Origin of the sequence: Enterobacter cloacae complex sp. S2 (assembly GCF_015159675.1) — a bacterium.
Lineage (GTDB): Bacteria > Pseudomonadota > Gammaproteobacteria > Enterobacterales > Enterobacteriaceae > Enterobacter > Enterobacter intestinihominis.
Genome location: NZ_JADDTS010000016.1, coordinates 47,832 through 72,662 on the forward strand (window position 1 = coordinate 47,832; position 24,831 = coordinate 72,662).

25 protein-coding genes are annotated in these 24,831 nt (G+C 55.8%); 8 read left to right on the top strand and 17 right to left on the bottom strand.

The genetic code is table 11. The features are described 5' to 3' along the window. Positions 1 to 84: 84 nt before the first annotated feature. From IPZ49_RS08435 to ghrB, 4 genes are all read left to right on the top strand, one after another. Positions 85 to 834: a sugar phosphate isomerase/epimerase gene (locus IPZ49_RS08435; RefSeq protein WP_063146907.1), complete on the top strand. Its 750-nt coding sequence runs from the start codon at positions 85 to 87 to the stop codon at positions 832 to 834. Between the two features lie 3 nt (positions 835 to 837). Beyond that, positions 838 to 1,776, top strand: coding sequence for a sugar kinase (locus IPZ49_RS08440; RefSeq protein WP_063146906.1), 939 nt, complete (start codon positions 838 to 840; stop codon positions 1,774 to 1,776). Positions 1,777 to 1,893: 117 nt separating this feature from the next. Next, the gene (locus IPZ49_RS08445; protein ID WP_001089079.1) at positions 1,894 to 3,174 is read left to right on the top strand and encodes an MFS transporter; all 1,281 of its coding nucleotides are present in this window, start codon (positions 1,894 to 1,896) and stop codon (positions 3,172 to 3,174) included. 26 nt (positions 3,175 to 3,200) lie between these two features. Next, positions 3,201 to 4,175, top strand: coding sequence for a glyoxylate/hydroxypyruvate reductase GhrB (gene ghrB / locus IPZ49_RS08450; protein WP_063146905.1), 975 nt, complete (start codon positions 3,201 to 3,203; stop codon positions 4,173 to 4,175). A 58-nt stretch (positions 4,176 to 4,233) separates the two neighbouring features. On the opposite strand, the gene cspA is transcribed toward ghrB, so the two are convergent. Next, a complete protein-coding gene (gene cspA, locus IPZ49_RS08455; protein ID WP_003860775.1) occupies positions 4,234 to 4,446 on the bottom strand; it encodes an RNA chaperone/antiterminator CspA in 213 nt (70 codons plus the stop codon). Positions 4,447 to 4,690: 244 nt separating this feature from the next. Continuing rightward, positions 4,691 to 5,401: a DUF3053 domain-containing protein gene (locus IPZ49_RS08460; protein ID WP_017383576.1), complete on the bottom strand. Its 711-nt coding sequence runs from the start codon at positions 5,399 to 5,401 to the stop codon at positions 4,691 to 4,693. A gap of 330 nt (positions 5,402 to 5,731) precedes the next feature. On the opposite strand from IPZ49_RS08460, the gene IPZ49_RS08465 reads away from it, so the two are divergent. Further along, the gene (locus tag IPZ49_RS08465; RefSeq protein WP_003860776.1) at positions 5,732 to 6,019 is read left to right on the top strand and encodes an HTH-type transcriptional regulator; all 288 of its coding nucleotides are present in this window, start codon (positions 5,732 to 5,734) and stop codon (positions 6,017 to 6,019) included. A gap of 38 nt (positions 6,020 to 6,057) precedes the next feature. Here IPZ49_RS08465 and IPZ49_RS08470 read toward each other — a convergent pair whose 3' ends face one another. The 3 genes from IPZ49_RS08470 to ubiD form a co-directional block, all read right to left on the bottom strand. Beyond that, positions 6,058 to 7,677, bottom strand: a complete 1,620-nt coding sequence (locus IPZ49_RS08470; RefSeq protein ID WP_063146904.1) for an ABC-F family ATP-binding cassette domain-containing protein — start codon at positions 7,675 to 7,677, stop codon at positions 6,058 to 6,060. A gap of 217 nt (positions 7,678 to 7,894) precedes the next feature. Continuing rightward, positions 7,895 to 8,596 carry an NAD(P)H-flavin reductase gene (gene fre, locus IPZ49_RS08475; RefSeq protein WP_003860778.1) on the bottom strand — a complete coding sequence of 234 codons (702 nt, stop codon included), beginning with the start codon at positions 8,594 to 8,596 and terminating at the stop codon, positions 7,895 to 7,897. A 39-nt stretch (positions 8,597 to 8,635) separates the two neighbouring features. Continuing rightward, a complete protein-coding gene (gene ubiD / locus IPZ49_RS08480) occupies positions 8,636 to 10,129 on the bottom strand; it encodes a 4-hydroxy-3-polyprenylbenzoate decarboxylase (RefSeq protein ID WP_088581798.1) in 1,494 nt (497 codons plus the stop codon). A 172-nt stretch (positions 10,130 to 10,301) separates the two neighbouring features. Here ubiD and rfaH point away from each other — a divergent pair, with 172 nt between their 5' ends. Further along, the gene (gene rfaH, locus IPZ49_RS08485) at positions 10,302 to 10,793 is read left to right on the top strand and encodes a transcription/translation regulatory transformer protein RfaH (RefSeq protein ID WP_032626529.1); all 492 of its coding nucleotides are present in this window, start codon (positions 10,302 to 10,304) and stop codon (positions 10,791 to 10,793) included. Here rfaH and tatD read toward each other — a convergent pair. The 9 genes from tatD to udp form a co-directional block, all read right to left on the bottom strand. Beyond that, the gene (gene tatD / locus IPZ49_RS08490; protein ID WP_063146903.1) at positions 10,790 to 11,572 is read right to left on the bottom strand and encodes a 3'-5' ssDNA/RNA exonuclease TatD; all 783 of its coding nucleotides are present in this window, start codon (positions 11,570 to 11,572) and stop codon (positions 10,790 to 10,792) included. The two genes, rfaH and tatD, sit on opposite strands and share 4 nt — an antisense overlap. Positions 11,573 to 11,613: 41 nt before the next feature. Continuing rightward, on the bottom strand, positions 11,614 to 12,384 hold the full coding sequence (gene tatC, locus IPZ49_RS08495; protein ID WP_022646678.1) for a Sec-independent protein translocase subunit TatC: 771 nt from the start codon (positions 12,382 to 12,384) through the stop codon (positions 11,614 to 11,616). Positions 12,385 to 12,386: 2 nt separating this feature from the next. Continuing rightward, positions 12,387 to 12,929: a Sec-independent protein translocase protein TatB gene (gene tatB, locus IPZ49_RS08500; RefSeq protein ID WP_038415050.1), complete on the bottom strand. Its 543-nt coding sequence runs from the start codon at positions 12,927 to 12,929 to the stop codon at positions 12,387 to 12,389. Positions 12,930 to 12,932: 3 nt separating this feature from the next. Further along, positions 12,933 to 13,187: a Sec-independent protein translocase subunit TatA gene (gene tatA, locus IPZ49_RS08505; RefSeq protein WP_022646676.1), complete on the bottom strand. Its 255-nt coding sequence runs from the start codon at positions 13,185 to 13,187 to the stop codon at positions 12,933 to 12,935. Between the two features lie 76 nt (positions 13,188 to 13,263). Next, positions 13,264 to 14,904 (bottom strand): ubiquinone biosynthesis regulatory protein kinase UbiB, encoded by a 1,641-nt coding sequence (gene ubiB, locus IPZ49_RS08510; RefSeq protein WP_022646675.1) that lies wholly within the window; start codon positions 14,902 to 14,904, stop codon positions 13,264 to 13,266. Further along, positions 14,901 to 15,506, bottom strand: a complete 606-nt coding sequence (ubiJ, locus tag IPZ49_RS08515) for a ubiquinone biosynthesis protein UbiJ (protein WP_022646674.1) — start codon at positions 15,504 to 15,506, stop codon at positions 14,901 to 14,903. Before ubiJ ends, ubiB begins: the two co-directional genes overlap by 4 nt. Before the next feature lie 13 nt (positions 15,507 to 15,519). Then, positions 15,520 to 16,275 (bottom strand): bifunctional demethylmenaquinone methyltransferase/2-methoxy-6-polyprenyl-1,4-benzoquinol methylase UbiE, encoded by a 756-nt coding sequence (gene ubiE, locus IPZ49_RS08520; protein WP_022646673.1) that lies wholly within the window; start codon positions 16,273 to 16,275, stop codon positions 15,520 to 15,522. Positions 16,276 to 16,341: 66 nt separating this feature from the next. Beyond that, on the bottom strand, positions 16,342 to 17,799 hold the full coding sequence (rmuC, locus tag IPZ49_RS08525) for a DNA recombination protein RmuC (protein WP_023299053.1): 1,458 nt from the start codon (positions 17,797 to 17,799) through the stop codon (positions 16,342 to 16,344). 139 nt (positions 17,800 to 17,938) lie between these two features. Continuing rightward, positions 17,939 to 18,700, bottom strand: coding sequence for a uridine phosphorylase (udp, locus tag IPZ49_RS08530; RefSeq protein WP_003860792.1), 762 nt, complete (start codon positions 18,698 to 18,700; stop codon positions 17,939 to 17,941). Between the two features lie 259 nt (positions 18,701 to 18,959). Between udp and IPZ49_RS08535 the strand changes: the two genes are divergently transcribed. After that, positions 18,960 to 19,766, top strand: a complete 807-nt coding sequence (locus IPZ49_RS08535; RefSeq protein ID WP_023299052.1) for a dienelactone hydrolase family protein — start codon at positions 18,960 to 18,962, stop codon at positions 19,764 to 19,766. A 47-nt stretch (positions 19,767 to 19,813) separates the two neighbouring features. Here IPZ49_RS08535 and metE read toward each other — a convergent pair whose 3' ends face one another. After that, positions 19,814 to 22,075, bottom strand: coding sequence for a 5-methyltetrahydropteroyltriglutamate--homocysteine S-methyltransferase (metE, locus tag IPZ49_RS08540; protein ID WP_063146902.1), 2,262 nt, complete (start codon positions 22,073 to 22,075; stop codon positions 19,814 to 19,816). Between the two features lie 115 nt (positions 22,076 to 22,190). Here metE and metR point away from each other — a divergent pair, with 115 nt between their 5' ends. Then, positions 22,191 to 23,144: an HTH-type transcriptional regulator MetR gene (gene metR, locus IPZ49_RS08545; RefSeq protein ID WP_015570000.1), complete on the top strand. Its 954-nt coding sequence runs from the start codon at positions 22,191 to 22,193 to the stop codon at positions 23,142 to 23,144. Here the strand turns inward: metR and IPZ49_RS08550 are convergent. Together IPZ49_RS08550 and yigL are read right to left on the bottom strand one after the other, a co-directional pair. Next, positions 23,032 to 23,931, bottom strand: a complete 900-nt coding sequence (locus IPZ49_RS08550) for a carboxylate/amino acid/amine transporter (RefSeq protein WP_003860795.1) — start codon at positions 23,929 to 23,931, stop codon at positions 23,032 to 23,034. The two genes, metR and IPZ49_RS08550, sit on opposite strands and share 113 nt — an antisense overlap. Before the next feature lie 82 nt (positions 23,932 to 24,013). Then, positions 24,014 to 24,814, bottom strand: a complete 801-nt coding sequence (yigL, locus tag IPZ49_RS08555) for a sugar/pyridoxal phosphate phosphatase YigL (RefSeq protein WP_023299050.1) — start codon at positions 24,812 to 24,814, stop codon at positions 24,014 to 24,016. Between the last annotated feature and the right edge of the window lie 17 nt (positions 24,815 to 24,831).

Genomic DNA, 24,831 nt, shown 5'->3' on the forward strand with positions numbered 1-24,831 from the left:
GATCATAAATTCAGCATCCCGATCTTTTCTTTGGAACCGGTTCCATCTAGCGTAATACTATCGATTACGCCCTGGAGTCAGGAAATGAGCAGGAAAATTATGGTGGTCACCGCCGCGTATGGCGCGGATCAGGTGCGACAAGCAGGCGGTCAACGGGCGATGCTTCCCGTTATTGCCGGCGCAGGGGCTGATGGCGTTGAAATCCGCCGCGAGCTCTTCAGCAGCGACGAGTTAATGGCCCTGCCTGCGCTCGGCGAGTCCATTGAACTGCTGGGTTTACTGGCGTGCTACTCCGCCCCGGCCCCCCTGTTTATGCCCGATGGAACCCTCAACCCGGATCTTCCGCGCTACCTTAGCGAAGCCAGCACCCTGAACGCCCTGTGGCTTAAAGTCTCGCTGGGCCATTTCAGCGACAAACAACCGCTTGAAGCCCTGCGCGTACTGCTGGATGAAAGCGGCATGACGCTGGTGGTGGAAAACGACCAGACCGACTGCGGTCAGCTCGCTCCGATGCAGCGCTTCAAAGCCGCCTGCCGGGTAATGGCGCTGCCGGTCACGCTGACGTTCGATTTGGGCAACTGGCTGTGGGTTGGCGACTCCCCGGAAGAGGCTGCACGTCAGTTGGCTCCCGCCGTGAGCTACATTCATGTGAAGGCCGCGGTCCCGCATAAGGCGCAATTCCGCGCCGTCGCGCCGGATCAGACCGATTCTCGCTGGCGGGATCTGCTTAATCAACTCCCTGCCGATGCGCCACGCGGTATCGAATTTCCGCTGGAAGGGACGGATCTCACCGCCGTCACCCGCCATTACGTCAACCTGCTGCGCGAGGAGTAAACCATGCACAAGACGCTGGATGTCATCACCATCGGCGAGGCCATGGCGATGTTTGTCGCCACCGAAACAGGCGAGCTGAGCGCAGTGGAGCACTTTATCAAACGCGTTGCAGGTGCTGAGCTGAATGTTGCTACCGGCCTTGCGCGGCTGGGGCTGAATGTTGGCTGGGTAAGCCGCGTGGGAAATGACAGCTTTGGCCATTTCGTACTCGACTCGCTGAAAAAAGAGGGCATTGATGCCGCAGGCGTGACTCTCGACGGATGCTTCCCGACGGGCTTTCAGCTGAAATCTAAAGTTGAAAATGGAACCGATCCCATCGTGGAGTATTTCCGTAAAGGCTCAGCGGCAAGCCATCTCTCCGTGGATGATTATCACGCCGCGTATTTCTCCTCCGCGCGCCACCTGCACCTGAGCGGCGTGGCGGCGGCGCTCTCGGCCAGTTCGTACGATTTACTCGATCATGCCGCTTCGGCAATGAAAGCGCTGGGCAAAACGATCTCCTTTGATCCGAACCTGCGTCCGGTGCTGTGGAAAAGCGAAGCGGAGATGGTTGAGAAACTCAACCGACTGGCGTTTCAGGCGGACTGGGTATTGCCGGGGGTAAAAGAGGGAATGATCCTCACTGGCGAGAGCACGCCGGAAGGCATTGCTGATTTTTACCTCAACAAAGGAGTAAAAGCCGTGGTGCTGAAAACCGGTGCCGACGGTGCATGGTTCAAAACTGCCGACGGCGAGCAAGGCGCCGTCGCTGCGGTAAAAGTCGATAACGTGGTCGATACCGTGGGTGCGGGCGATGGGTTTGCCGTCGGGGTCATCAGCGCCCTGCTGGAGGGCAAACCGCTGTCGCAGGCCGTGGCGCGAGGCAACAAAATTGGTTCGCTGGCGATTCAGGTGCAGGGCGACAGCGAAGGATTACCAACACGAGCAGAGCTCGGAATCTGAATTCCCTCTCCCTGTGGGAGAGGGCCAGGGTGAGGGCAGCAATCCGCACCAGATAATTAAGCCACCGTGTACCCTACAGACAACGGCGGCAACAACCTCAACAACAGAGGCAAGCCTATGAACAGTTCGACCAATGCAGTAAAACGCTGGTGGTACATCATGCCAATCGTGTTTATCACGTACAGCCTGGCGTACCTGGATCGTGCCAACTTCAGTTTTGCATCCGCCGCCGGGATCAACGAAGACCTCGGGATCACCAAAGGGGTCTCCTCCCTGCTGGGCGCCCTCTTCTTCCTGGGTTATTTCTTCTTCCAGATCCCCGGCGCGATTTACGCTGAACGCCGCAGCGTGCGAAAGCTCATTTTCATCTGCCTGATCTTATGGGGTGCATGTGCATCGCTGACTGGCGTGGTGAATAACATTCCTGCTCTGGCGGCTATTCGCTTTATTCTCGGCGTGGTTGAGGCGGCCGTCATGCCAGCAATGCTGATTTACATCAGCAACTGGTTCACAAAATCTGAGCGTTCACGTGCCAATACGTTCCTGATACTCGGTAACCCGGTCACCGTGCTGTGGATGTCGGTGGTTTCCGGCTATCTGATCCAGTCCTTCGGCTGGCGCGAGATGTTCATCATCGAAGGGGTTCCCGCGATTATCTGGGCCTTCTGCTGGTGGGTGCTGGTGAAAGATAAGCCAGCCCAGGCAAAATGGCTTTCTGAAGACGAAAAAGCCGCACTCCAGGCGCAACTGGATAAAGAGCAGCAGGGGCTGAAAGCGGTACGTAACTACGGCGAAGCCTTCCGCTCCCGGAACGTTATTCTGCTATGCGCACAGTATTTTACCTGGAGTATTGGCGTGTACGGCTTTGTTCTGTGGCTGCCGTCGATTATCCGCAGCGGCGGTGAAAACCTTGGCATGGTGGAAGTGGGCTGGCTGTCATCAGTGCCTTATCTGGCTGCAACCATCGCGATGATTATCGTCTCCTGGGCATCGGACAAGCTGCAAAACCGTAAGCTGTTCGTCTGGCCACTCCTGCTGATCGCTGCTTTTGCCTTCATTGGTTCCTGGGCCGTAGGCGCGAACCACTTCTGGGCCTCGTATACGCTGCTGGTGATTGCGGGTGCGGCCATGTATGCCCCGTATGGTCCGTTCTTTGCCATCATCCCGGAAATGCTGCCGCGTAACGTCGCAGGGGGCGCGATGGCGCTGATCAACAGTATGGGTGCGCTGGGTTCGTTCTTTGGCTCGTGGTTTGTGGGCTATCTGAACGGCGCCACCGGCAGCCCTTCAGCTTCTTACATCTTTATGGGGGTGGCGCTTTTTGCCTCGGTATGGCTTACTCTGATCGTTAAGCCTGCTAATAATCAACAGCTACCCGTCGGCGCACGCCACGCCTGAATCCTTTTAAATCAACGGAGATTAGCATGAAGCCGTCCGTCATTTTGTACAAAGCACTGCCTGAAGATCTGCAAAAACGCCTGGAGGAACACTTTACCGTTACCCGGGTAAAGAACCTCAGCCCGCAAACCGTGGCACAGCACGCCGACGCGTTTGCCTGCGCCGAGGGCCTGCTGGGTTCAAGCGAAAAGGTGGATGCAGCGCTACTGGAGAAAATGCCGAAGCTTCGTGCAACCTCAACCGTTTCTGTGGGCTACGACAATTTCGACGTGGATGCGCTTAACGCGCGCAACATCCTGCTGATGCACACGCCACATGCTCTGACGGAAACCGTCGCCGACACGCTGATGGCGCTGGTGCTCAGCACTGCTCGTCGCGTGGTGGAAGTTGCTGAGCGCGTGAAAGCGGGCGAATGGACGAAAAGCATTGGCCCGGACTGGTTCGGCGTGGACGTACATGGCAAAACGCTGGGGATTGTTGGGATGGGCCGTATCGGTCTGGCGCTGGCACAGCGCGCCCATTTCGGCTTCAACATGCCCATTCTGTATAATGCCCGCCGTCATCACGCTGAAGCTGAAGAACGCTTCAATGCCCGCTACTGCGAGCTTGATACGCTGTTGCGGGAAGCCGACTTTGTCTGCCTGATCCTGCCGCTGACGGATGAAACGCGTCATCTCATCGGCAAAGCGGCGTTTGAAAAGATGAAGAAATCGGCCATTTTCATCAACGCGGGTCGTGGTCCGGTGGTCGATGAGAAGGCGCTGATTGAGGCACTGCAAAACGGTGAGATCCACGCCGCTGGTCTGGACGTGTTTGAACAGGAGCCGCTGCCGGTAGATTCTCCGCTACTGACCATGCCGAACGTCGTCGCCCTGCCCCACATCGGCTCTGCCACTCATGAAACACGCTACAATATGGCGGCGACCGCCGTGGATAACCTGATTGCCGCGCTCGGCGGTAAAGTGGATAAAAACTGCGTTAACCCGCAGATACAACAGTAGATACGAAAAAACCCGCCAGAAGGCGGGTTTTTGAATTTTGTGCTACTGGGTTGGAAGCTTACAGGCTTACAACGTTACCAGCTGCTGGGCCTTTAGCGCCGCTTTCGATGGTGAAGGAAACTTTCTGACCTTCATCCAGAGATTTGTAGCCATCGTTCTGGATAGCAGAGAAGTGTACGAACACGTCTTTAGAGCCATCGTCAGGAGTGATGAAGCCGAAACCTTTATCAGCGTTGAACCATTTTACCAGACCAGTCATTTTAGCAGACATAGAAATTACCTTATTAACAAATATATTGTGCCTTCCGGCTTGATGGATTGCGTTACAGATTTTTAAGCGATGAAGGAAGGGTCACTACGAAGGGTATCTATGGATAACAATCTGGACTGCTTTACTAAACTGCTTTAGGTCTGTGTAACAAACCGACGAACATAGTTATACCGATGTGGTAGATGAATGACAAGCGTTATTTTCATCAAGCATAAAAAAAACCCCGCCGAAGCGGGGGTTTTTCTTATTCCGTAGCAGCGACCGCTGCGCTCCAGGCCTGGCTAAAGGCCTGATGCTGGGACGCGAGCGGCCCGATCAGCGCGTTGTACTGGCTCGCCTGCTGGGAGGTCGGGAACTGGATACCGTTAGAGACGAAGCTCACCTGCGTACCTTGTTCACTGATAAAGTCACCCACCTGAACCAGCTGCTGAGTAAAGACCTGCGCCGCCGGGATCAGTGGTTGCAAGGCGTTTGACGGCTTGGTCACGACTTTCTCATACACCTGGTCATAGACCGGTTTGAGATCCTCGCCCTGCTTCAACGCGGAACGCGACGCATCAGCCTGCATTTTGGCATTTTGCAGCTGCTGGCTCAGTACCCCAAGCGCGCCATTTGACTGGCGCAGCGGTTCGCGCTGGGTCATATAATCCTGTGGAACGCGGATGGCATTCACGCTATCCACTACCGGGCGAATACCGGAATCCATCGCCTGGCTTACCTGCTGTGAATAGCCATACAGAATGGCGTAATCCGATACGAATGGACCAAACTGTTTTTTCTGATCCGCAGTCAGCGTTGGTAAACGCTCGCCGCTACGCATCACTGTATTCTGTAAAAAATCGATAAACGCTTTGCGCTGATCGCCTTCTTTATCGAAACACCCACTCAGGCTAACAACCATCAACAACGCCGCAATAGGCGCAAACCAGCGAGAGCAGGACTTTCCTGTCGCCATTTTATTACTCCTTTCACCCAAAAAGCGCACACCGGCACACGCGTGCCCAACGCTGACAAGGATAGTCCAGGTCAGCCTTGCAAGATAGAGTTTTCATGCAAAACGGGTATTGCCGTTTTTGTACTGACTATTTACAAAAAAATACCTGTGCATCCCTACATATGATTAATCAGGTAATTAGCATAACTATCCATATAGCTGAAACGGGTAAAGCGATCGTTATCGCACAATTAATCACAACCGTGACGATCCTGTGTTTGGTTTAGGGACTATTCTTAACATGCTCTCTGATGTTCATGATCCCGATGTGTGATTTATGAGGAGTTCTCAATGGAATTAAAAGATCCTGAGTTTGAGCTGCTGAGCAGCCTGGAACAGATTATTTTTAAAGATGTACCGCCGACGGTTACCCTGAATCAAAAGTCCAATCCTTTTAGTGAATTTGAGCGTTTACGCAAAGGGTCGGGCCTGAAAACAGATGAATTCGCAAGAGCGATGGGTGTCAGCGTAGCGATGGTGCTGGAGTGGGAGTCAAAGCGTGAAAAACCTACCCCAGCCGAGCTAAAGCTGATGCGCCTGATACAGGCAAACCCTGACCTTCGCAAGCAGTTAGCCTGATAAAGTTTGTTTGCCCCCGCCCTTGCGGGGGCTTGTGTTTAGAAGCTTTCACATCGCCATCCCGACTCTTCCCACACCAGCTCATGCGTCAGCTTTAATCCTGCTAAAAACGCTTCATCGTGCGACACCACCAGCAGCGCGCCGGGATAATCGGCCAGGGCCGCTTCAATGGCCTGAACAGAAGCCAGATCGAGGTGGTTGGTAGGCTCATCCAGAAGCAACAGCTGCGTTGCCGCTTCACGCCACAATACGCAGGCCAGCGCGGCCTTCAGGCGCTCGCCGCCGCTTAGATCGGCCAGTGGAAGTGTCACTTTCTCTGCGCCCAGCTGAAGCTGCGCTAAACGGGTACGCAGCGCCCCCTCTTCGAGCGGCGTATTGCCCAGGCTAAGGTGTGTCATCACCGACTGCGACAGATCCAGCCGGGAAAGATGCTGATCGAGATAAGCACATCTGACGGAGACCTTACAGGTTCCCGTAACAGGGGCGGTTTCGCCCAACATCACTTTCAACAGCGTGGATTTCCCACAGCCGTTCGGCCCGCGTAGCGCCATGCGCATCGGGCCATCCATTCGCCAGTTTATCGGGGAGACAGGCACGTGCGGAAGCACCAGTTCTTCCAGCACCAGCACCTGTTTTCCTTCCGGGATTTCACTGCCCGGCAGGGTAAACATCACCGCGTTATCTTCTTCAACCCGCTCGCGTGCCTGGTTAACCGCAGCGTTCAGGGCATGATTTTGATCGCTATGCTGTTTTTTCCAGGAACCAATCCGCTCTTTCGCCGCCCCTTTGTATTTGACCCGTTCAAACGAGGCGATGTTAAGGCTGTCGACCGTGCGAAGCGTTTTGGCCGAACGCCGCTGGCTGTCGTCATGCTCTTTATGCATACGGGCGCGGGTACGCTTGCGTTCGGTGGCAGCATGCTCCAGCGCGGCGCGGGCAGCCAGTTGCTCAGCATCACGCTGGGTTCGATAGTCAGCATAATTCCCGCCGTAGCTGCGCAAGCCCAACGCGCTCAGTTCAAGGATACGCGGTACCTGGGCCAGCAACTCACGGTCGTGAGAGGCCACCAACACCCCGCCCTGATACCGGGAAAGCTGCTCGTAGAACCACACGCGGCCTTGCCTGTCGAGGTGGTTGGTCGGTTCGTCCAGCAGCAGGTAATCAGCATCCGCGGTGAATGCGCCGCACAGCAAGGCACGAATGCGCTCGCCGCCGCTTAGCTCTGCCGCGCGTTTGTTCGGCTCAAAAGAGGGAAGTTTTGCAGCGATAAAAGCCTGGCTTAGCCGTTCAGCCAGATCCCAGTAACCATCGAGCGTGTCGAGATCGTCGGGTTCATAATGACCGCCGTCGATGCGCGTGCGCGCCGCAAAGATCGCGTCGTAACCAAGCAGTCCGGCAAGAGTCGTATCCGCAGAAATATCCTGCTGCTGCGCCACATAGACGTGTGAACCAAAGCGCTCAACGTGACCGCTGGCGGGTTCATCAACCCCTGCCAGCAGACGCAGAAGGCGTGTTTTACCGCTGCCGTTGCGGCCAACCAGCGCACACACTGACGCATCCAGAGAAAGATTCAGTGGACCAAAAAGGATATCGCCCGTCGCAAACTGACAGGTGACCTGATGCAAAATAAAAGAGGGGGATTGCGCAAAATGAGCCATAAGCACTCCTGAATGAAATCAAAACATCCCCTGCCGACGCGATGCGTTGAGCAAGGATCGAAATTCATCAGTCGTGTTTGTTCATTTTTGGGGGGCGCTCCTGAGGGCGAAATTTAACGGGAACAAGAATAACGGCAATGCGCCGCCCATTTCAAGGTTAAATTTTCACCAGCGCTATTGCCCGAGCGTAAAAAACCCGCCGAAGCGGGTCTCACAATCAGATAAACGCAAACGCATCGCCAAACAGACGATCTTCCCGCGCGTCACGCTCATTGCAGAACAGGTCGCGGGCAATTTTCGCCATTTCAAAGCGACCGGCAATGTAGATATCGTGCCCGGCCAGCGTTCCGTGATCCTGCAATACCGCAGTCAGCACCGTACCGCTGCGCCCGCGCCAGCCCTCTTCCGGCTGCTCGACAACCGGCTCGATGCGCAGGTTTGGATGATTGACGCTCAGCGCTTCCAGCTCAGACAGATCGTAAAGGTGCTTCTCTTCACGGCCGCCCCAGTAGATGGTGATATCGCGATTTGGATTACGCGCCAGCGCCGTCAACAGAATAGAGCGGACATAGGAGAAGCCTGTACCACCGGCAATCAGGATCAGCGGACGGTCTTCGTCTTCACGCAGCCAGGCCTCGCCATGAGGAATATCGACCACGATTTCACGCTCTTTCAGGATGCGATCCATCACGGCCATCGCGTACAGGTTAAGCTCAGACGCACCAATATGCAGCTCAATAAATTCCTTCTCTGCTGGCGTTGAGGCCATAGAGAAAGGACGCTTATCACGCTCGTCCATCACGACCATCAGGTACTGACCGGCACGGAATGAGAATGCCGCTTCAGGAACCAAACGGACGCGATATACGGTGTCGGTAATAGCATCTACCGACGTCACTTTACAGCTTAAGGTTGTCATTCGCTCTCTCTGTCGGGAAGTCTATAGGGCTAAACGGTCTTATTCTGCCTTACCGTTATTCATTATGGCCAGCTCGTCCCAGATCGCGTCAATTCGCGCGGTCACGGCAGGATCTTTTTCGATCGGGCGACCCCATTCACGGTCGGTTTCGCCAGGCCATTTGTTCGTGGCATCCAGTCCCATTTTTGAGCCAAGGCCGGAAACCGGCGAGGCAAAGTCCAGATAATCAATCGGCGTGTTTTCCACTAACACCGTATCACGCGCCGGATCCATACGCGTGGTGATGGCCCAGATGACGTCATTCCAGTCGCGGGCATTGACGTCATCATCGCAGACAATCACAAACTTGGTATACATAAACTGGCGCAGGAAAGACCATACGCCCATCATCACGCGCTTAGCGTGACCGGCATACTGCTTCTTCATCGTCACCACCGCCAGGCGATACGAACACCCTTCCGGCGGCAGATAAAAATCAACAATTTCCGGGAACTGCTTTTGCAGGATCGGCACGAACACTTCGTTCAGCGCCACGCCAAGTACCGCCGGTTCATCCGGTGGGCGGCCGGTGTAGGTAGAGTGATAAATGGCATCTTCACGCTGGGTAATGTGCGTGACGGTGAATACCGGGAAGTTATCCACTTCGTTGTAATAGCCGGTGTGGTCGCCGTACGGTCCTTCGGGTGCCAGCTCGCCCTGTTCAATGTAACCTTCCAGCACGATCTCTGCGCTGGCTGGCACTTCCAGGTCATTGGAGATGCACTTCACCACTTCGGTTTTGGTGCCGCGCAGCAGCCCTGCAAAGGCATATTCAGACAGCGTATCAGGAACAGGCGTCACCGCGCCCAGAATGGTTGCCGGATCGGCACCCAGCGCTACGGAAACCGGGAAGCGTTCGCCCGGATGGGCCGCGCACCACTCCTGGAAATCCAGCGCGCCACCGCGGTGGGACAACCAGCGCATGATGAGCTTGTTCTTGCCAATCAGCTGCTGGCGATAAATGCCGAGGTTTTGACGCTCTTTATGCGGCCCACGCGTCACGGTGAGGCCCCAGGTAATCAGCGGTGCGGCATCTTCAGGCCAGCACTGCATAATGGGAATTTTGGTCAGATCAACTGCATCGCCTTCCAGCACTTTTTGCTGGCATGGCGCGCCGCGCAGGCGTTTGGTGGGCATATTCAACACCTGCTTAAACTGCGGCAGCTTGTCGAACAGGTCGCGGAACCCTTTTGGCGGCTCCGGCTCTTTCAGAAAGGCCAGCAGTTTGCCCACTTCACGCAGCGCCGTGACATCTTCCTGCCCCATGCCCATCGCCACGCGGCGAGGTGTGCCAAACAGGTTGCACAGTACCGGCATAGCGTAGCCTTTTGGGTTTTCAAACAGCAACGCCGGGCCGCCCGCGCGCAGGGTGCGGTCAGCGATTTCTGTCATTTCCAGATACGGATCAACAGGAAGCGTAATGCGTTTGAGTTCGCCCTGCTTTTCCAGCAGCGCCAGGAAGTCGCGTAGATCGTGGTATTTCATGCAGTTAATCATGGCCTCTCTGTAAGCGCTTCATTATACGGCGTAAGACCGCGTGATGCTGTAATTTTGTTAAATTAGCGTGAACTTCCACGACTTACTCTCTTTTTCGCCATTATAATCACCTTAGCGATCCCGCCAGGGTTTTGGTATGCTTGCGCCCCGAACAATGGGAAGAGTGATTATGCAGGCCTGGTATTTACTGTATTGCAAACGCGGGCAACTTCAGCGCGCACAGGAACATCTTGAACGTCAGTCTGTTAACTGCCTGACGCCCGTGATCACGCTTGAAAAAATGCAGCGTGGAAAACGCACGACCGTCAGTGAGCCTCTGTTCCCGAACTATCTGTTCGTTGAGTTCGACCCCGAAGTGATCCACACCACGACGATCAGCGCCACGCGCGGCGTCAGCCATTTTGTGCGTTTTGGCGCCCATCCGGCAAGAGTACCGTCATCGGTTATTCATCAGCTCTCTGTCTACCAGCAGCCTGAAGATATTACCGATCCGGAAACCCCTTATGCCGGGGACAGCGTGGTGATCACCGAAGGCGCTTTTGAAGGGTTACAGGCCATCTTCGCTGAACCAGACGGTGAAGCGCGTTCTATGCTGCTGCTCAACCTGCTGAACAAAGAGGTGTTGCAGAGCGTTAAAAACACCGATTTCCGCAAAGTTTAGAACTGCACGCCGAACAGACGACGCACGTTGTCATCGGTTTGGGCTGCCAGCCACTGCGCATCTTCCCCGCGCCAGTACGCCACTCGCTCAGCAATGTGTCCCAGATAAGCCGGTTCGTTACGTCGTGATGCCGGTTTGGGCTGCATATCCCGGGGCATCAGATACGGCGCATCCGTTTCCAGCAACAAACGATCGGCCGGGATTACGGATAACAGCTCGCGCAGCTCCAGCCCACGACGCTCATCGCACACCCAGCCCGTGATACCCAAGTAAAGCCCGCGGTTCAGGCAATCCAGCGCTTCCTGACGGGAGCCCGTAAAGCAGTGCAACACCGCGCCTGGCAGTTTCTCCAGCCAGGGGTCCAGTAGCGCCAGAAAACGTTCATGCGCATCGCGACAATGCATAAACACCGGCATCCCCAGCTCTGCAGCCAGCGCGAGCTGGGCGGTAAATGCCTTCTCCTGCTCTTCAGGCGTCGAGAAGTTACGGTTGAAATCAAGCCCGCATTCGCCAATGGCAACCACTTCTGGCGTAGCCGCCAGACGATGAAGCGCCTCAGCGCTTTCCTGAGTCCACTGGCTGCTGTCATGAGGATGCACGCCTGCAGTGGACCAGCAGTGTTGATAGCGTTGCGCCAGCTGCCGTGCCTGCTCACTCTCATGCAGATTTGTTCCCGTCAGTAACAGCCCGTTCACGCCGGCGGCAAAGGCGCGCGCCACCACCTCATCGCGGTCTTTCGCAAACTGGGCGCTGGTCAGGTTAAGCCCGATATCAAACATACGTATCCCCATATGACAACCGCCCTGACGGGCGGTTGGTTTTATTCTTTAGTAGTCTCTTCAGACGGCTCGTCTTCTTCGTCCCGGGTACGCCCCTTTCCGACGTAGAAACGAGCGAAGAATACGCCGACTTCAAACAGGCAGTACATGGGTATCGCCAGTAAGGTTTGCGAGAAGACGTCCGGTGGCGTTAACAGCATACCTACGACAAATGCCCCTACCAGGATGTACGGGCGCTTCTTACGCAGATCGTCAGGCGTGGTCACCCCCACCCAGCAGAGCAGGACAATCGCGACGGGCACCTCGAAGGCGACACCAAAGGCCATAAACAGCGCCATAACGAAGCTGAGGTAGCTGGCGATGTCCGTCGACACCTGTACCCCTTCCGGCGCGGTATGCGTCAGGAAGCCGAAGGCCAGCGGGAAGACAACGAAGTAGGCGAACGCCATACCGATATAAAACAGCAGCGAACTGGACACCAGCAGCGGAATAACCAGCTTGCGTTCATGCCTGTACAGCGCGGGTGCCACAAATGCCCAGACCTGATACAAAATGACCGGCGCAGAGGCAATCAACGACACCCAGAAGGTCAGCTTGATCGGGGTAAAGAACGGCGAGGCAACGTCCGTTGCAATCATCGTTGCGCCCAGCGGCATCTGCTTAATCAGCGGTGCGGAAACCACCTGATAGATATCGTTGGCAAAATAGACCAGACATAAAAAAATGAGGAAAACCGCAATAATGCAGTTTAACAGACGCTTACGCAGCTCAATGAGGTGCGTAATCAGCGGTTGAGTATCATCTACTGCCATGTTTACGCTTTATCACTCGACGAGGGGGATGATTCGGAAACGGGCGCGGCGGGTTTTACCTCAGCCGTTTTGACCACGGGCTCTTCCGGCGGCACCTGCTTTTTCACTTCGGGCTTCTGCGGCGATTGCTCTGGCGAAGCAGCCTGATGCTCCGCGCTGGAAGGCGTCACACCCTCGCGCTGCTCTTCGCTGCCCTTCACCACCGGATTATGGATGGTGTTTGCTTCATCACTCGCCTTCTCAGGATCGTTAACGCTGTATGAGCGCTTCATGGATTCAGCCGCTTCGCGCAACTCATCCATGGATGCTTTCAACTCCGGCGTCAGGTTATCCATGCTCGCCTTTTCAACCTTTTTCAGGCTGTCCTGAAATTCCTGAAGCTTCAGTTCCTGCGCCAGCTCGTTCTGCACGGTCGTTGCCAGCGAACGGAGCGCACGCACCCAGCCCACGACAGTTTTTACCGCAACGGGTAAACGCTGCGGCCCCAGCACAATCAAACCAATCACAAAGACCAGCAGTAACTCACCAAAACCAATGTCGAACACGAATTACACCTGCTCTTTATCGTGACGTTTGGCCTCTTCCTTTTTGGCTTCGTCCTGCTTATCGGCGATAGATTTAGCGGTAAAATCAGCGTCCTGACCGCTTTTTTCCTGCTTATTCTCATCATCGCTCATGGCTTTCTTGAAGCCTTTGATTGACGCGCCCAGGTCGGAACCAATTGATCCGAGTTTTTTCGTGCCGAACAGCAGCACAACGATGACGGCAATGATCACTAACTGCCAGATACTGATACCACCCATGCGTGTTCCCCAGTGATAGATGATTAATTAGTCAGATCGCATTATACGTATGCAATCCCTCGATAGCGACGCTAATTCAGCGTGTTTTTTGCCAGCCAGCAAGCCAGACAACCACACCGGCAGCCATAATCCAGGCTGGCATCATTTCCCAGTCCGGACGATTGATCAACAGCAACGTGCCGCTTATCAGCAGCGTCGCGCCAATTCCGAAGAGATAGCGGGACTGCCCCTGACGCACGCGACTGGATTGAAGCTCGTGCGCGATTTTATCCATGCTGTGCTGAAGGTTCTTGCTCTGACGCAAACTGTCGTAAACCAGTTCAGGAATTTCTGGCATTTTTTCAATCCAGAACGGGCCTTTCTCTTTAAGCGAGCGAACCAGGGCTGGAATACCGACCTGATCCTTAATCCAGGATTCGAGGAACGGTTTCGCGGTTTTCCACAAGTCTAACTGAGGATAGAGCTGGCGGCCTACGCCCTCAACGTAAAGTAATGTTTTCTGAAGTAAAACTAATTGTGGCTGCACTTCCATATTAAAACGGCGTGCGGTGTTGAACAGGTTGAGCAGAACATGCCCGAAAGAGATCTCTGAGAGCGGCTTTTCAAAAATTGGCTCACAGACGGTACGGATCGCAAATTCAAACTCTTCCACGTTGGTATCTGGCGGAACCCATCCTGAATCCACGTGCAGTTCGGCCACCTTACGGTAGTCGCGATTGAAGAAAGCGATAAAGTTCTCGGCGAGATAACGCTTATCCTCTTTATTCAGCGAGCCGACAATACCGCAGTCGATGCCGATGTATTTCGGATCTTCCGGGTGCTCATAGCTGACGAAAATGTTGCCCGGATGCATGTCAGCATGGAAGAAGCTGTCGCGGAAAACCTGAGTAAAGAAGACCTGCACGCCGCGCTCGGCAAGCAGCTTCATGTTGGTGCCCTGTTTTTCCAGCGCTACCACGTCCGAGACCGGGATGCCGTAGATACGTTCCATCACCATCATGTTCTGACTGCAATAGTCAGAATAGACTTCAGGAACATACAGCATCGGGCTGTCTTCAAAGTTTCGACGCAGCTGAATGGCGTTCGCCGATTCACGCAGCAGGTTAAGTTCATCGATGAGCGTTTTTTCGTATTCCCGTACCACTTCCAGCGGACGCAGACGGCGGCCATCCGGCAACAGACGCGGCACCCAGCGAGCCAGGCGATAGATCAGCTTCATGTCCGCTCTGATAACCGGCAGGATATCCGGGCGAATCACCTTAATGACCACCTCTTTGCCATTCTCCTTCAGGCGCGCGGTGTGAACCTGCGCAATAGAGGCAGAGGCCAGAGGCTGAATGTCGAAATCATCAAACCAGGTCTCGATGGGGATATTGCCCATCGCTTCTTCGATTTGTTTCTTCGCTCTCTCTCCGTCAAACGGAGCGACGCGGTCCTGCAATAGCGCGAGCTGATCGGCAATCTGCGGCGGGAAAAGGTCGCGACGCGTTGAGAGCATCTGCCCAAACTTGATCCAGACCGGTCCCAGCTCCTGCAACGCAAGACGCAGGCGTGCGCCGAGCTCCTGATCCTTATGGCGATTCGGCATCCAGAACAGCGTGCGACGCCAAAGCCGAAGCGGCAGGGTGATACGCATTCTGGGGATAAGCTCGTCGAGCCCGTAGCTCAAAAAGGTGCGAACGATAAAATAGAGGCGCCGAATTTCACCAGGCGTCATTTGCCCTCCAGTTTTTCAAGCCGTTTGGTTAACGCATCAACTGCGCGCTCAACTGCCGCGGTCTCTTCTGCAAACCAGGCGACTTCTAAAGGCCCAGGCGCCATACGCCACTCTTCGGTCAGCACCTCGGCAGCATAGCGCTGTTGACGGAGCAGGCCTTTACGCAGGAAAGTGGAACCCGTGCGCAGCGTTTTGCTTATCCCTTCAGCCGCGATGTCGCCGATATAGGGCGCCAGCAGTTCCGCGGGGTCAAATTCAGCCTGATCGCTGAGTGCAACGAAGTTCTGTACCACCTGAATATCGCCCTCGACCTCCAGCTCACCGCTGCGAATAAGCGCCGTCATCTGCTGACGGTCACGCAGTTTTGGCAATACGCTCATGTGCGTAATCACCGAGCAGTCAGCCTCGCCTTCCCACTCCCCCAGAACGTCAAGCTGGCGTTCGCTGAAGACCAGCACAAGCGGCGTCGAGAACTCTTTTAAAACGATACGCAGCACCTTTCCGTTAAGCCGCTGACGTGCGGTTTTCAGCGCCGGGGCGCGATACAGAAAGGCATTCAGTACATTCTCGATGCCTGCGGTGACTAAGGGTTTAATGGGCACGGGAAACCTCCACTCAGAACTTGTAACCACGATGCAGCGCGACGACACCCGCCGTCATATTGAAGTATTCCACGTTTTCAAACTCCGCATCCTGCATCATCGCTTTCAGCGTGTCCTGATCCGGGTGCATTCGGATGGATTCGGCCAGATAACGGTAACTTTCTGCATCGTTTGCCACCAGCTCGCCGATGCGCGGCAGAACGTGGAAGGAATAGGCATCGTAAGCTTTGCTCAGCGGGTCGATAATCGGTTTAGAAAACTCGAGTACCAGCAGTCGGCCGCCCGGCTTCAGCACGCGGTACATAGAGCGCAGCGCTTTATCTTTATCGGTCACGTTACGCAGGCCGAAGGAGATGGTGATGCAGTCGAACGTATTGTCCGGGAACGGCAGCGCTTCGGCGTTGGCCTGAACATATTCAACGTTGCCTACCACGCCGATGTTACGCAGCTTTTCGCGTCCCATTTTCAGCATGGAGTCGTTGATATCTGCCAGCACCACGCGACCGGTTTCGCCAACCAGACGGGAGAATTTAGCGGTCAGATCCCCTGTGCCGCCGGCTAAATCCAGCACCTTTTGTCCACGGCGCACGCCGCTGCAATCAATAGTGAAGCGCTTCCACAAGCGATGAATGCCAAACGACATCAAATCATTCATCACATCGTACTTCGCCGCCACGGAATGAAATACGTGGGCCACCATGTCAGCTTTCTGCGCTTTGGCGACAGTCTGAAAGCCAAAGTGCGTTGTGTCTTGTGAATCGTCAACCATCTCAGAGCCTGCTAATCAGTCAAATGTTCGTGAAGTGTAACAGATTGGGCGCATTTGCCCTACGTTTCAACCACCGTGAAAGAAACGCGCCGACTGCGCTTCGGGGGATAAACTCGCCGCTAACCCATTGTCTTCATTGCGGCTATTTTGCTCACCATCGCCTTCACGCAGACGAAACTCCTCGTCCTGAGCCGTAGCCTGCTCCACCAGTTCCGGATTAATCTCGCGTTTAACTTCCACCCCCAGGCTGCGAAACGCCTCCGCCTGCGCCAGCAAATTGCCGCGCCCGGAGGAGAGTTTTTTCATCGCCTGGCGGTAGTTATCCTGCGCGCGATCCAGGCTTTGCCCCACCGAGGACATATCGTCCACAAACAGCCGCATTTTGTCGTACAGCTTGCTGGCGCGATCGGCAATCTGCTGCGCGTTTCGGCTTTGGTGCTCATAACGCCACAGGTTGGCAATGGTACGTAACGCCACCAGCAGCGTGGTGGGGCTGACCAGCATAATGTTATTTTTCAGCGCTTCGGTGATCAGTTCAGGCTGTCTGTCGAGCGCCAGCAGGAAGGCTGGCTCAACCGGAATGAACATCAGCACATAATCCAGCGATCGCAGCCCCGGCAACTGTTGATAATCTTTTCTGCCCAGCAGACGGATATGGTTACGCACGGAGGCGATATGCTCCTGCAACGCTGTTTCGCGGGTATAGTCATCTTCCGCGTTGAAGTAGCGCTCATAGGCCACCAGCGTCATTTTGGCGTCGATAACCACATCTTTGCCCTGCGGCAGACGAACAATGACATCCGGCTGCATTCGCGAGCGCGCATCGTTTTCAATGCTGACCTGCGTTTCGTATTCGTATCCTTCACGCAGGCCAGAGGCCTCCAGCACGCGCGTCATGACCACTTCGCCCCAGTTTCCCTGCGCTTTGTTATCACCTTTCAGTGCGCGCGTCAGGTTAACCGCCTCCTGAGCCATCTGCGCATTCAGCTGCTGGAGATTACGGATCTCATGCGCCAGCGTGTGGCGCTCGCGAGCCTCCTGACCAAAGCTGTCCTGCACCTGACGGCGAAAGCCGTCCAGCTGTTCACGCAGCGGCGTCAGCAGGCTGTTCAGGCTCTGGCGGTTCTGCTCATCCACGCGGCGATTGCTGTGCTCAAAAATGCGGTTCGCAAGGTTCTCAAACTGCTCGCTAAGACGCTGCTCGCTGTTGATCATCTGACGGATTTTGTCTTCGGCGTGCAGTTGGGTGGATTCAAGGCGGGTGGTCACTTCCCGGAGATCGGCCTCCAGCGAGGTGTTAATGTCGCGCAGATTGCGCAGTTCGTTATTGAGCAGTTCACACTCATCGCGCCAGTGGTCACACAGCGCAAGCTGTTGTTTCGTCGCGCTGAGTTCGGCGACGATCTCTTCGCGCTCTGCCAGCTGATCGGCTTTCTGCTGAGCATGTTGGTAGCCGCAAATGAGCCAGCCAATCCCCACGCTCACCAGCGCAACTACCGCATAAACCAGGATTGAGATATCCACAATGCCCCCTGCATCCACGTGTAACCCGCACAAAATAGAATTGTGCTGTATGAACGTCCAGTTTGAAAGGGTTTTCCTGCGAGGCGTTACGCAAAAAAGAAAGGCCGAGCATGTCGGCCTTTTAGCACTGAAGAGAGAATTAGATCAGACGGCGCGCCGCTTCAACCACGATTTTCACCGCATGGCTTTCAGTCTGCTTCATGGTTTCAGCGTTCGGGATCTCCTGCTGGGTACGGTTGACGATAACGCCCGCCACCATACCGGCACGCAGACCCTGGCTTGCGCACATGGTCAGCAGCGTCGCAGATTCCATTTCGTAGTTCATGACGCCCATCGACTGCCACTCTTCCATTGAGCCTTTGAAACGGCTCACCACGCGACCAGAGAAGGTGTCGTAACGCTCCTGGCCCGGGTAGAAGGTATCGGAAGAGGCAGTGACGCCCACGTGGGTGGTGGCGCCCACGGACTTCGCGGCTTCAACCAGCGCGGTGGTGCATTCGAAATCAGCCACTGCCGGGAATTCCATCGGTGCAAAGTGCAGGCTTGCCCCGTCCAGACGCACGGATGCGGTGGTAACCAGCACGTCGCCCACGTTGATGTGCGGCTGAATGGCGCCTGTGGTGCCAATGCGCAGGAAAGTACGAATGCCCAGCTGTGCCAGCTCTTCAACGGCGATAGAGGTAGACGGGCCACCGATACCGGTAGAGCACACGATCACCGCTTTACCGTCCAGCTCTGCGCGCCAGGTGGTGAATTCGCGATGCGCTGCCAGCTTAACCGGCTTATCCATCAGCGCGGCGATCTTTTCCACACGCTCAGGATCGCCAGGGACGATAGCAAGCGTAGCCCCTTGTAAATCGTTTTTAGTGAGGCCGAGATGAAAAACATCAGACTTAGACATAGGTGACTCCTCTGTGGGTCGGTTTGTCAGAAGAAGTAAAACGGTACTTTACAGAAGCAATGTGCATTATTTCGTGACACACCTCACCATGAATGAAAATGATTGCAGTTAATTTCCATAAAATGGTGATTCACATCACATTAACAAGTTATATCGCCGGGTGCTGCACAAAAGATAGACGCTATAAGGCACTGTGGGTTGTTAACCTGGTGTCTATATTTATCTTTGCGCTAATCCATTCATTGGTACGGAGAATGCCATGACTGAAAAAACCGGTTTTGCACCTGCTGCGGCCCCGCATGCTTCAACCATCGTCTCAACCCCTGAAGAGGCCATTACCGCAGGCGAGACCTCCATTCCCTCCCAGGGAGAGAACATGCCAGCGTACCACGCGAGGCCAAAATCCGCCGATGGCCCGCTGCCCATCGTGATCGTGGTGCAGGAAATATTTGGCGTTCATGAACATATTCGCGACCTCTGCCGCCGTCTGGCGCTGGAGGGTTACCTGGCCGTTGCGCCGGAACTCTATTTCCGTCAGGGCGATCCGAATGATTACAGCGACATCCCGACGCTGTTCAGCAACCTGGTCAGCAAAGTGCCGGACGCGCAGGTGCTGGCCGATCTCGACCACGTTGCCAGCTGGGCAGCGCGCAACGGTGGCGATGCGCATCGTCTGATGGTGACTGGCTTCTGTTGGGGCGGACGCATTAGCTGGTTGTACGCCGCGCATAACCCGCAGCTAAAAGCGGCCGTGGCCTGGTACGGCAAGCTGGTGGGTGAAAAAACGCTGAATTCACCGAAGCAACCTGTTGATATTGCGACGGATTTAAATGCGCCTGTGTTGGGGCTCTATGGCGGTCAGGATACCGGGATCCCGCTTGATACGGTCGAGACCATGCGCCATGCGTTGCGCGCAGCAAACGCGAAGGCGGAAATTGTGGTGTATCCGGAAGCCGGGCACGCCTTTAATGCCGATTATCGTCCGAGCTATCATGCGGAATCGGCGAAAGATGGCTGGCAGCGGATGCTGACATGGTTTAGCCAGTACGGCGGGAAAAAAGCGTAAAAGCAAAAAGCCCGGTGGCGGCTACGCCTGACCGGGCCTACATTTCATCAAGCCTGACGCAAATTCTGCGCCGCCTTCACCATGTTCGCCAGCGCCGCGCGGGTTTCAGGCCAGCCACGGGTTTTCAGGCCGCAGTCCGGGTTTACCCACAGACGTTCCGCCGGGATGCGCTGGGCCGCTTTTTGCAGCAGCGATTCAATCCACTCCACGCTTGGCACATTCGGGGAGTGAATGTCGTACACGCCCGGCCCGATTTCGTTCGGGTAGTCGAACTCTTCGAACGACTCCAGCAGTTCCATGTCTGAACGCGAGGTCTCGATGGTGATCACATCGGCGTCGAGCGCGGCAATGGAGTCCATGATGTCGTTAAATTCGCAGTAACACATGTGGGTGTGGATCTGCGTATCGTCCTTCGCGACGGCCGCGTTGAGGCGGAACGCCTCCACGCCCCACTGTAAGTAAGCATCCCAGTCGCTGCGACGCAGCGGCAAACCTTCACGCAGCGCAGGTTCGTCGATCTGAATGATGCCAATCCCGGCCGCTTCCAGATCCGCAACTTCATCGCGCAGCGCCAGGGCGATCTGTTTGGCGATGGTTTCCCGGGTTACGTCTTCACGCGGGAACGACCAGCAGAGAATGGTCACCGGACCCGTCAGCATGCCTTTTACCGGTTTGTCGGTCAGAGACTGGGCATACTTCGCCCACTCCACGGTAATCGCTTCCGGGCGGCTGACGTCGCCGATTACCACCGGCGGCTTCACGCAGCGGGAGCCGTAGCTCTGCACCCAACCGTTCTGGGTAAAGACAAACCCGTCCAGGTGCTCACCGAAGTATTCCACCATGTCGTTACGCTCGGCTTCACCGTGCACCAGCACGTCCAGACCTAAACGTTCCTGCTCGATAATCGCCTGTTTGATGTGTTCCGCAATACCGGTGCGGTAGTGATTCGCATCCAGATTGCCCTTTTTGAAGTCCAGGCGCAGGCTGCGGATCTCGGTAGTCTGCGGGAAGGAGCCGATTGTCGTGGTCGGCCACGCGGGCAGGTTAAAGCGCGCACGCTGGGCTTCGGCGCGCACTTCATACGGGCTCTGGCGCTGGCTGTCCCGGGCGGTGATGGCCGCCAGACGTTTTTCCACTGCCGGGTTATGCACGCGCGTCGAGTGACGGCGCGCCTGGATCGGAGCGCTCCAGTCGCTAATCGCTGCCGTGTCGCCGCTGTTCAACGCGTCGCGCAGCAGAGCCAGCTCCTCACACTTTTGCAGGGCGAAGGCAAACCAGCTTTTCACCTCAGGGTCGAGTCGGGTCTCCACGCTCAGGTCAATCGGGCTATGCAGCAGGGAACAGGAAGAGGCCACCCACAATTCACGTTTACCGACTATGTCTTTAATTTGTGCATATTTCTCGGTGAGATCGGCACGCCAGACGTTACGACCATTCACCAGACCGGCAGAGAGCAGCCAGTCCACTGGCAGACGCTTGTGCAACTCTGCTACATCGTCTTTGCCGTGAACGAGGTCAATGTGCAGACCCTGAACCGGCAGCGCGGTAATGGTTTTCAGGTTCGGCGTGACGCCTTCGAAGTAGGTGGTCAGCAGCAGCTTCACCTGCCCGGTGAGCGCGTTATACGCCGGTTTGAAGGCGTCAAGCCACGCCTGCGGCAGCTCAAGCACCAGCGCCGGTTCATCGATTTGCACCCACTGAATGCCGCGTTTGCCCAGCTCAATCAGCACCTGCTTATAAACCGGCAGAATGTCGTTCAGCAGGCTGAGGCGGTCGAACTGTTCACCTTTCACTTTGCCCAGCCACAGGTAGGTTATCGGCCCCAGCAGCACGGGTTTCACCTGGTGACCCAGCGCCAGCGCTTCGTCCACTTCATCCAGAAGCTGGGTCCAGGTCAGTTTGAACTGCTGGCCTTTAACGAACTCCGGCACCATATAGTGATAGTTGGTGTTGAACCACTTGGTCATTTCCGCCGCTGCCGCTGGCTCACCCGTTGGCGCGCGGCCACGGCCGATGCGGAACAGGGTATCGATATCCACCGATCCATCGTTGTTCTGATGACGAGCCGGCACGTTGCCAAGCAGCAGGCTGGTGGTCAGAACATGGTCGTACCAGGCGAAATCGCCCACCGGCAGCAGGTCAATGCCCGCCTGTTTTTGCTGATCCCAGTGACGCGCGCGCAGCTCACGTCCCACCGCCAGCAGTTCTTCACGGGTGGCGTTACCTGCCCAGTAGCTTTCTTGCGCTTTTTTTAGCTCGCGACGCAGGCCAACGCGAGGGAAACCGAGGGTGTGAGTGCGGATTGTCATGGTATGCCCCTTGTGAAATTCGTTATTTAGACGTCCAGATGTTTACACATCTATAATTGGCAGGTACTGTATATTCCTCAAGCGCAAAATGTTCATGGCGAAGTGAAGGACTTTCATGATCGAGATAAAACACCTGAAAACGCTACAAGCGTTGCGGAACTGCGGTTCTCTTGCGGCGGCAGCGGCCACGCTGCACCAGACTCAGTCAGCCCTTTCTCACCAGTTCAGCGATCTGGAACAACGCCTCGGCTTTCGTCTTTTTGTGCGTAAGAGCCAGCCTTTGCGCTTTACGCCGCAGGGCGAAATTTTGCTTCAGCTGGCGAACCAGGTGCTGCCGCAGATTGCCAGCGCGTTGCAGTCCTGTAACGAGCCGCAGCAGACCACCCTGCGCATCGCCATTGAGTGTCACAGCTGTATTCAGTGGCTGACCCCCGCGCTTGAGAACTTCCGCCAGAAGTGGCCGCAGGTGGAGATGGACTTCAAGTCCGGCGTCACGTTTGATCCGCAGCCGTCGCTTCAGCAGGGTGAGCTGGATCTGGTGATGACCTCAGATATTCTGCCGCGCAGCGGTCTGCACTATTCGCCAATGTTTGATTTTGAGGTGCGTCTGGTGCTGGCCCCGGACCATCCGCTGGCCGCCAAAACGCGTATCACGCCGGAAGATCTGGCAACGGAGACGCTGCTGATTTATCCGGTACAGCGCAGTCGTCTGGATATCTGGCGCCATTTCCTGCAACCCGCAGGCATCAGCCCACAGCTGAAAAGCGTGGATAACACGCTGCTGTTAATTCAGATGGTGGCGGCCAGAATGGGAATTGCGGCGCTGCCGCACTGGGTGGTCGAGACGGTTGAACGCCAGGGTCTGGTGGTTACCAAAACCCTGGGTGAAGGACTGTGGAGCCGGCTGTACGCCGCCGTGCGCGACGGCGAGCAGCGTCAGCCGATTACGGAAGCGTTTATTCGCTCAGCGCGGAACCACGCGTGCGACCATCTTCCGTTTGTGCGGAGCGCGGAGCGACCCAGCGGCGATGTACCCACAGCGAAGCCAGGATCACCGTTCCCCCAATAAGGAAACTCGGCCAGTGCGGCTGTTCCTGCCAGATGGCGAGGTTCACCAGTAGCCCCGCCGGCACGTGCACGTTGTTCATGATCCCCAGCGTTCCGGCGTCTACCTGCGTCGCGCCGTAGTTCCACATAAAGTAGCCCAGCCCCGAGGCCACCACGCCCAGCCAGACCAGAACGCTCCACTGCACGGGGGTGGTCGGCAGCTTTTGCGGGTTGCCGAGCATAAACCATGCCGCAATCGCGACAATCGCTGCGCCCATATAGAACCACGCAAACGCGTTATGCTGCGGCATCGGGCGGGTCTCCATGAGGCGTTTGTAGCCCACCATCCCGATGGCGAAGCTGATATTGGCCAGCTGGACGAACATCAGCCCGGTCCAGAAGTGATCGCTCACCTTGTCATAGCGAATTATCGCCGCGCCAATGACTGCCAGCGCCGCGCTCAGCAGATATCCCCAGCGCAGGCGGCGCCTGCTGAGCAGGTCGTAAATCAGCGTGATATAGAGCGGCGTGAGCACGGTAAAAAGCAGAAATTCCGAGACGGAGAGGTAGACGTAAGCCCGGAAGCTGAACAGGTACATGATGCCGAGCTGCATCGCGCCCACCAGCATATACAGCAGAATGGTTTTCAGCGATTGCCCGCGGGTACGCAGGAACGGCAGGAACACCAGCGCCGCCAGCCCCACACGCATCAGCACCGAAAAGTAGCTGTCGACCGATCCGGCAAGGTATTCGCCAATCAGGCTAAAGGAGAAGGCCCACAGGATAGTGGTGATAATGAGTAGCGCCACAATGCTTGTCTCTCAGAAAGAAGGAGAGGCATTGTAGCGAACTCTTTAGTTGACATCTGAACAATAAATAATCAAATGAAGATTATTCAAGGAACAGTTTGCGCAAATACTTAGGTACCGCGTTGTCTGCGTTGGTGCCAATCACTTCCAGCTCCGGGTGCAGATCTTTCAGGCGCTGGTGCGCGTTCTGCATGATGCAGCCTTTGCCCGCCATGGAGAGCATCTCGGCATCGTTCATGCCATCGCCGAACGCGATGCAGTCTTTCAGATCAAAGCCCAGACGCTTCGCGACCGCTTCCAGCGCGTGACCTTTGGACACCCCGCCCGCCATCACTTCCAGACAAGTCAGCGTGGAGAAGCTCACGTTCACGCGGTCTCCCCAGCGGGCGTTGATCGCCTGCTCCAGCGGAAGCAGCGCTTCGTGACTTTCGCAGGTAAAGAATACCTTGCTGATCCCTTCAGGATCCAGCAAACCCGGTTCATACAGGGAGTAGTTGAAGACGGCTTCCTTGAAGAAACGCATTTCGTCCGGGCGATGACGGTTCATAAACCACTCGTCGTCGCGATAAACGTTAGTGACGATATCCGGGTTGTTATGCACAATGCCGAACAAATCAGTGGCGATGTCGCGATCGAGATTGTGGGTAAAAATCAGGTTGCCGTCCGTGTCGTGTACGCGCGCACCGTTGGAGGTGATCATGTACGACTTGATCTCCAGGTTATCGCGGATCTGCCCCACGTCCACGTGGTGGCGGCCGGTGGCGAACACAAAGTTCACGCCACGGGCAGTCAGGAGTTTTAAGGTCTCTTTCGCATAAGGCGACAGGGTGTGGTCGGGGGAAAGCAGCGTGCCATCTAAATCAGATGCAACAACCTGGTACATAGGGATTTCAACCTCTG

Bases quoted from the DNA above. Each gene is read 5' to 3' on its own strand.
- IPZ49_RS08435 (WP_063146907.1), top strand. From the start codon at position 85: ATGAGCAGGAAAATTATGGTGGTCACCGCCGCGTATGGCGCGGATCAG.
- IPZ49_RS08440 (WP_063146906.1), top strand. From the start codon at position 838: ATGCACAAGACGCTGGATGTCATCACCATCGGCGAGGCCATGGCGATG.
- IPZ49_RS08445 (WP_001089079.1), top strand. From the start codon at position 1,894: ATGAACAGTTCGACCAATGCAGTAAAACGCTGGTGGTACATCATGCCA.
- ghrB (WP_063146905.1), top strand. From the start codon at position 3,201: ATGAAGCCGTCCGTCATTTTGTACAAAGCACTGCCTGAAGATCTGCAA.
- cspA (WP_003860775.1), bottom strand. From the start codon at position 4,446: ATGTCTGCTAAAATGACTGGTCTGGTAAAATGGTTCAACGCTGATAAA.
- IPZ49_RS08460 (WP_017383576.1), bottom strand. From the start codon at position 5,401: ATGGCGACAGGAAAGTCCTGCTCTCGCTGGTTTGCGCCTATTGCGGCG.
- IPZ49_RS08465 (WP_003860776.1), top strand. From the start codon at position 5,732: ATGGAATTAAAAGATCCTGAGTTTGAGCTGCTGAGCAGCCTGGAACAG.
- IPZ49_RS08470 (WP_063146904.1), bottom strand. From the start codon at position 7,677: ATGGCTCATTTTGCGCAATCCCCCTCTTTTATTTTGCATCAGGTCACC.
- fre (WP_003860778.1), bottom strand. From the start codon at position 8,596: ATGACAACCTTAAGCTGTAAAGTGACGTCGGTAGATGCTATTACCGAC.
- rfaH (WP_032626529.1), top strand. From the start codon at position 10,302: ATGCAGGCCTGGTATTTACTGTATTGCAAACGCGGGCAACTTCAGCGC.
- tatD (WP_063146903.1), bottom strand. From the start codon at position 11,572: ATGTTTGATATCGGGCTTAACCTGACCAGCGCCCAGTTTGCGAAAGAC.
- tatC (WP_022646678.1), bottom strand. From the start codon at position 12,384: ATGGCAGTAGATGATACTCAACCGCTGATTACGCACCTCATTGAGCTG.
- tatA (WP_022646676.1), bottom strand. From the start codon at position 13,187: ATGGGTGGTATCAGTATCTGGCAGTTAGTGATCATTGCCGTCATCGTT.
- ubiB (WP_022646675.1), bottom strand. From the start codon at position 14,904: ATGACGCCTGGTGAAATTCGGCGCCTCTATTTTATCGTTCGCACCTTT.
- ubiE (WP_022646673.1), bottom strand. From the start codon at position 16,275: ATGGTTGACGATTCACAAGACACAACGCACTTTGGCTTTCAGACTGTC.
- udp (WP_003860792.1), bottom strand. From the start codon at position 18,700: ATGTCTAAGTCTGATGTTTTTCATCTCGGCCTCACTAAAAACGATTTA.
- IPZ49_RS08535 (WP_023299052.1), top strand. From the start codon at position 18,960: ATGACTGAAAAAACCGGTTTTGCACCTGCTGCGGCCCCGCATGCTTCA.
- metE (WP_063146902.1), bottom strand. From the start codon at position 22,075: ATGACAATCCGCACTCACACCCTCGGTTTCCCTCGCGTTGGCCTGCGT.
- metR (WP_015570000.1), top strand. From the start codon at position 22,191: ATGATCGAGATAAAACACCTGAAAACGCTACAAGCGTTGCGGAACTGC.
- yigL (WP_023299050.1), bottom strand. From the start codon at position 24,814: ATGTACCAGGTTGTTGCATCTGATTTAGATGGCACGCTGCTTTCCCCC.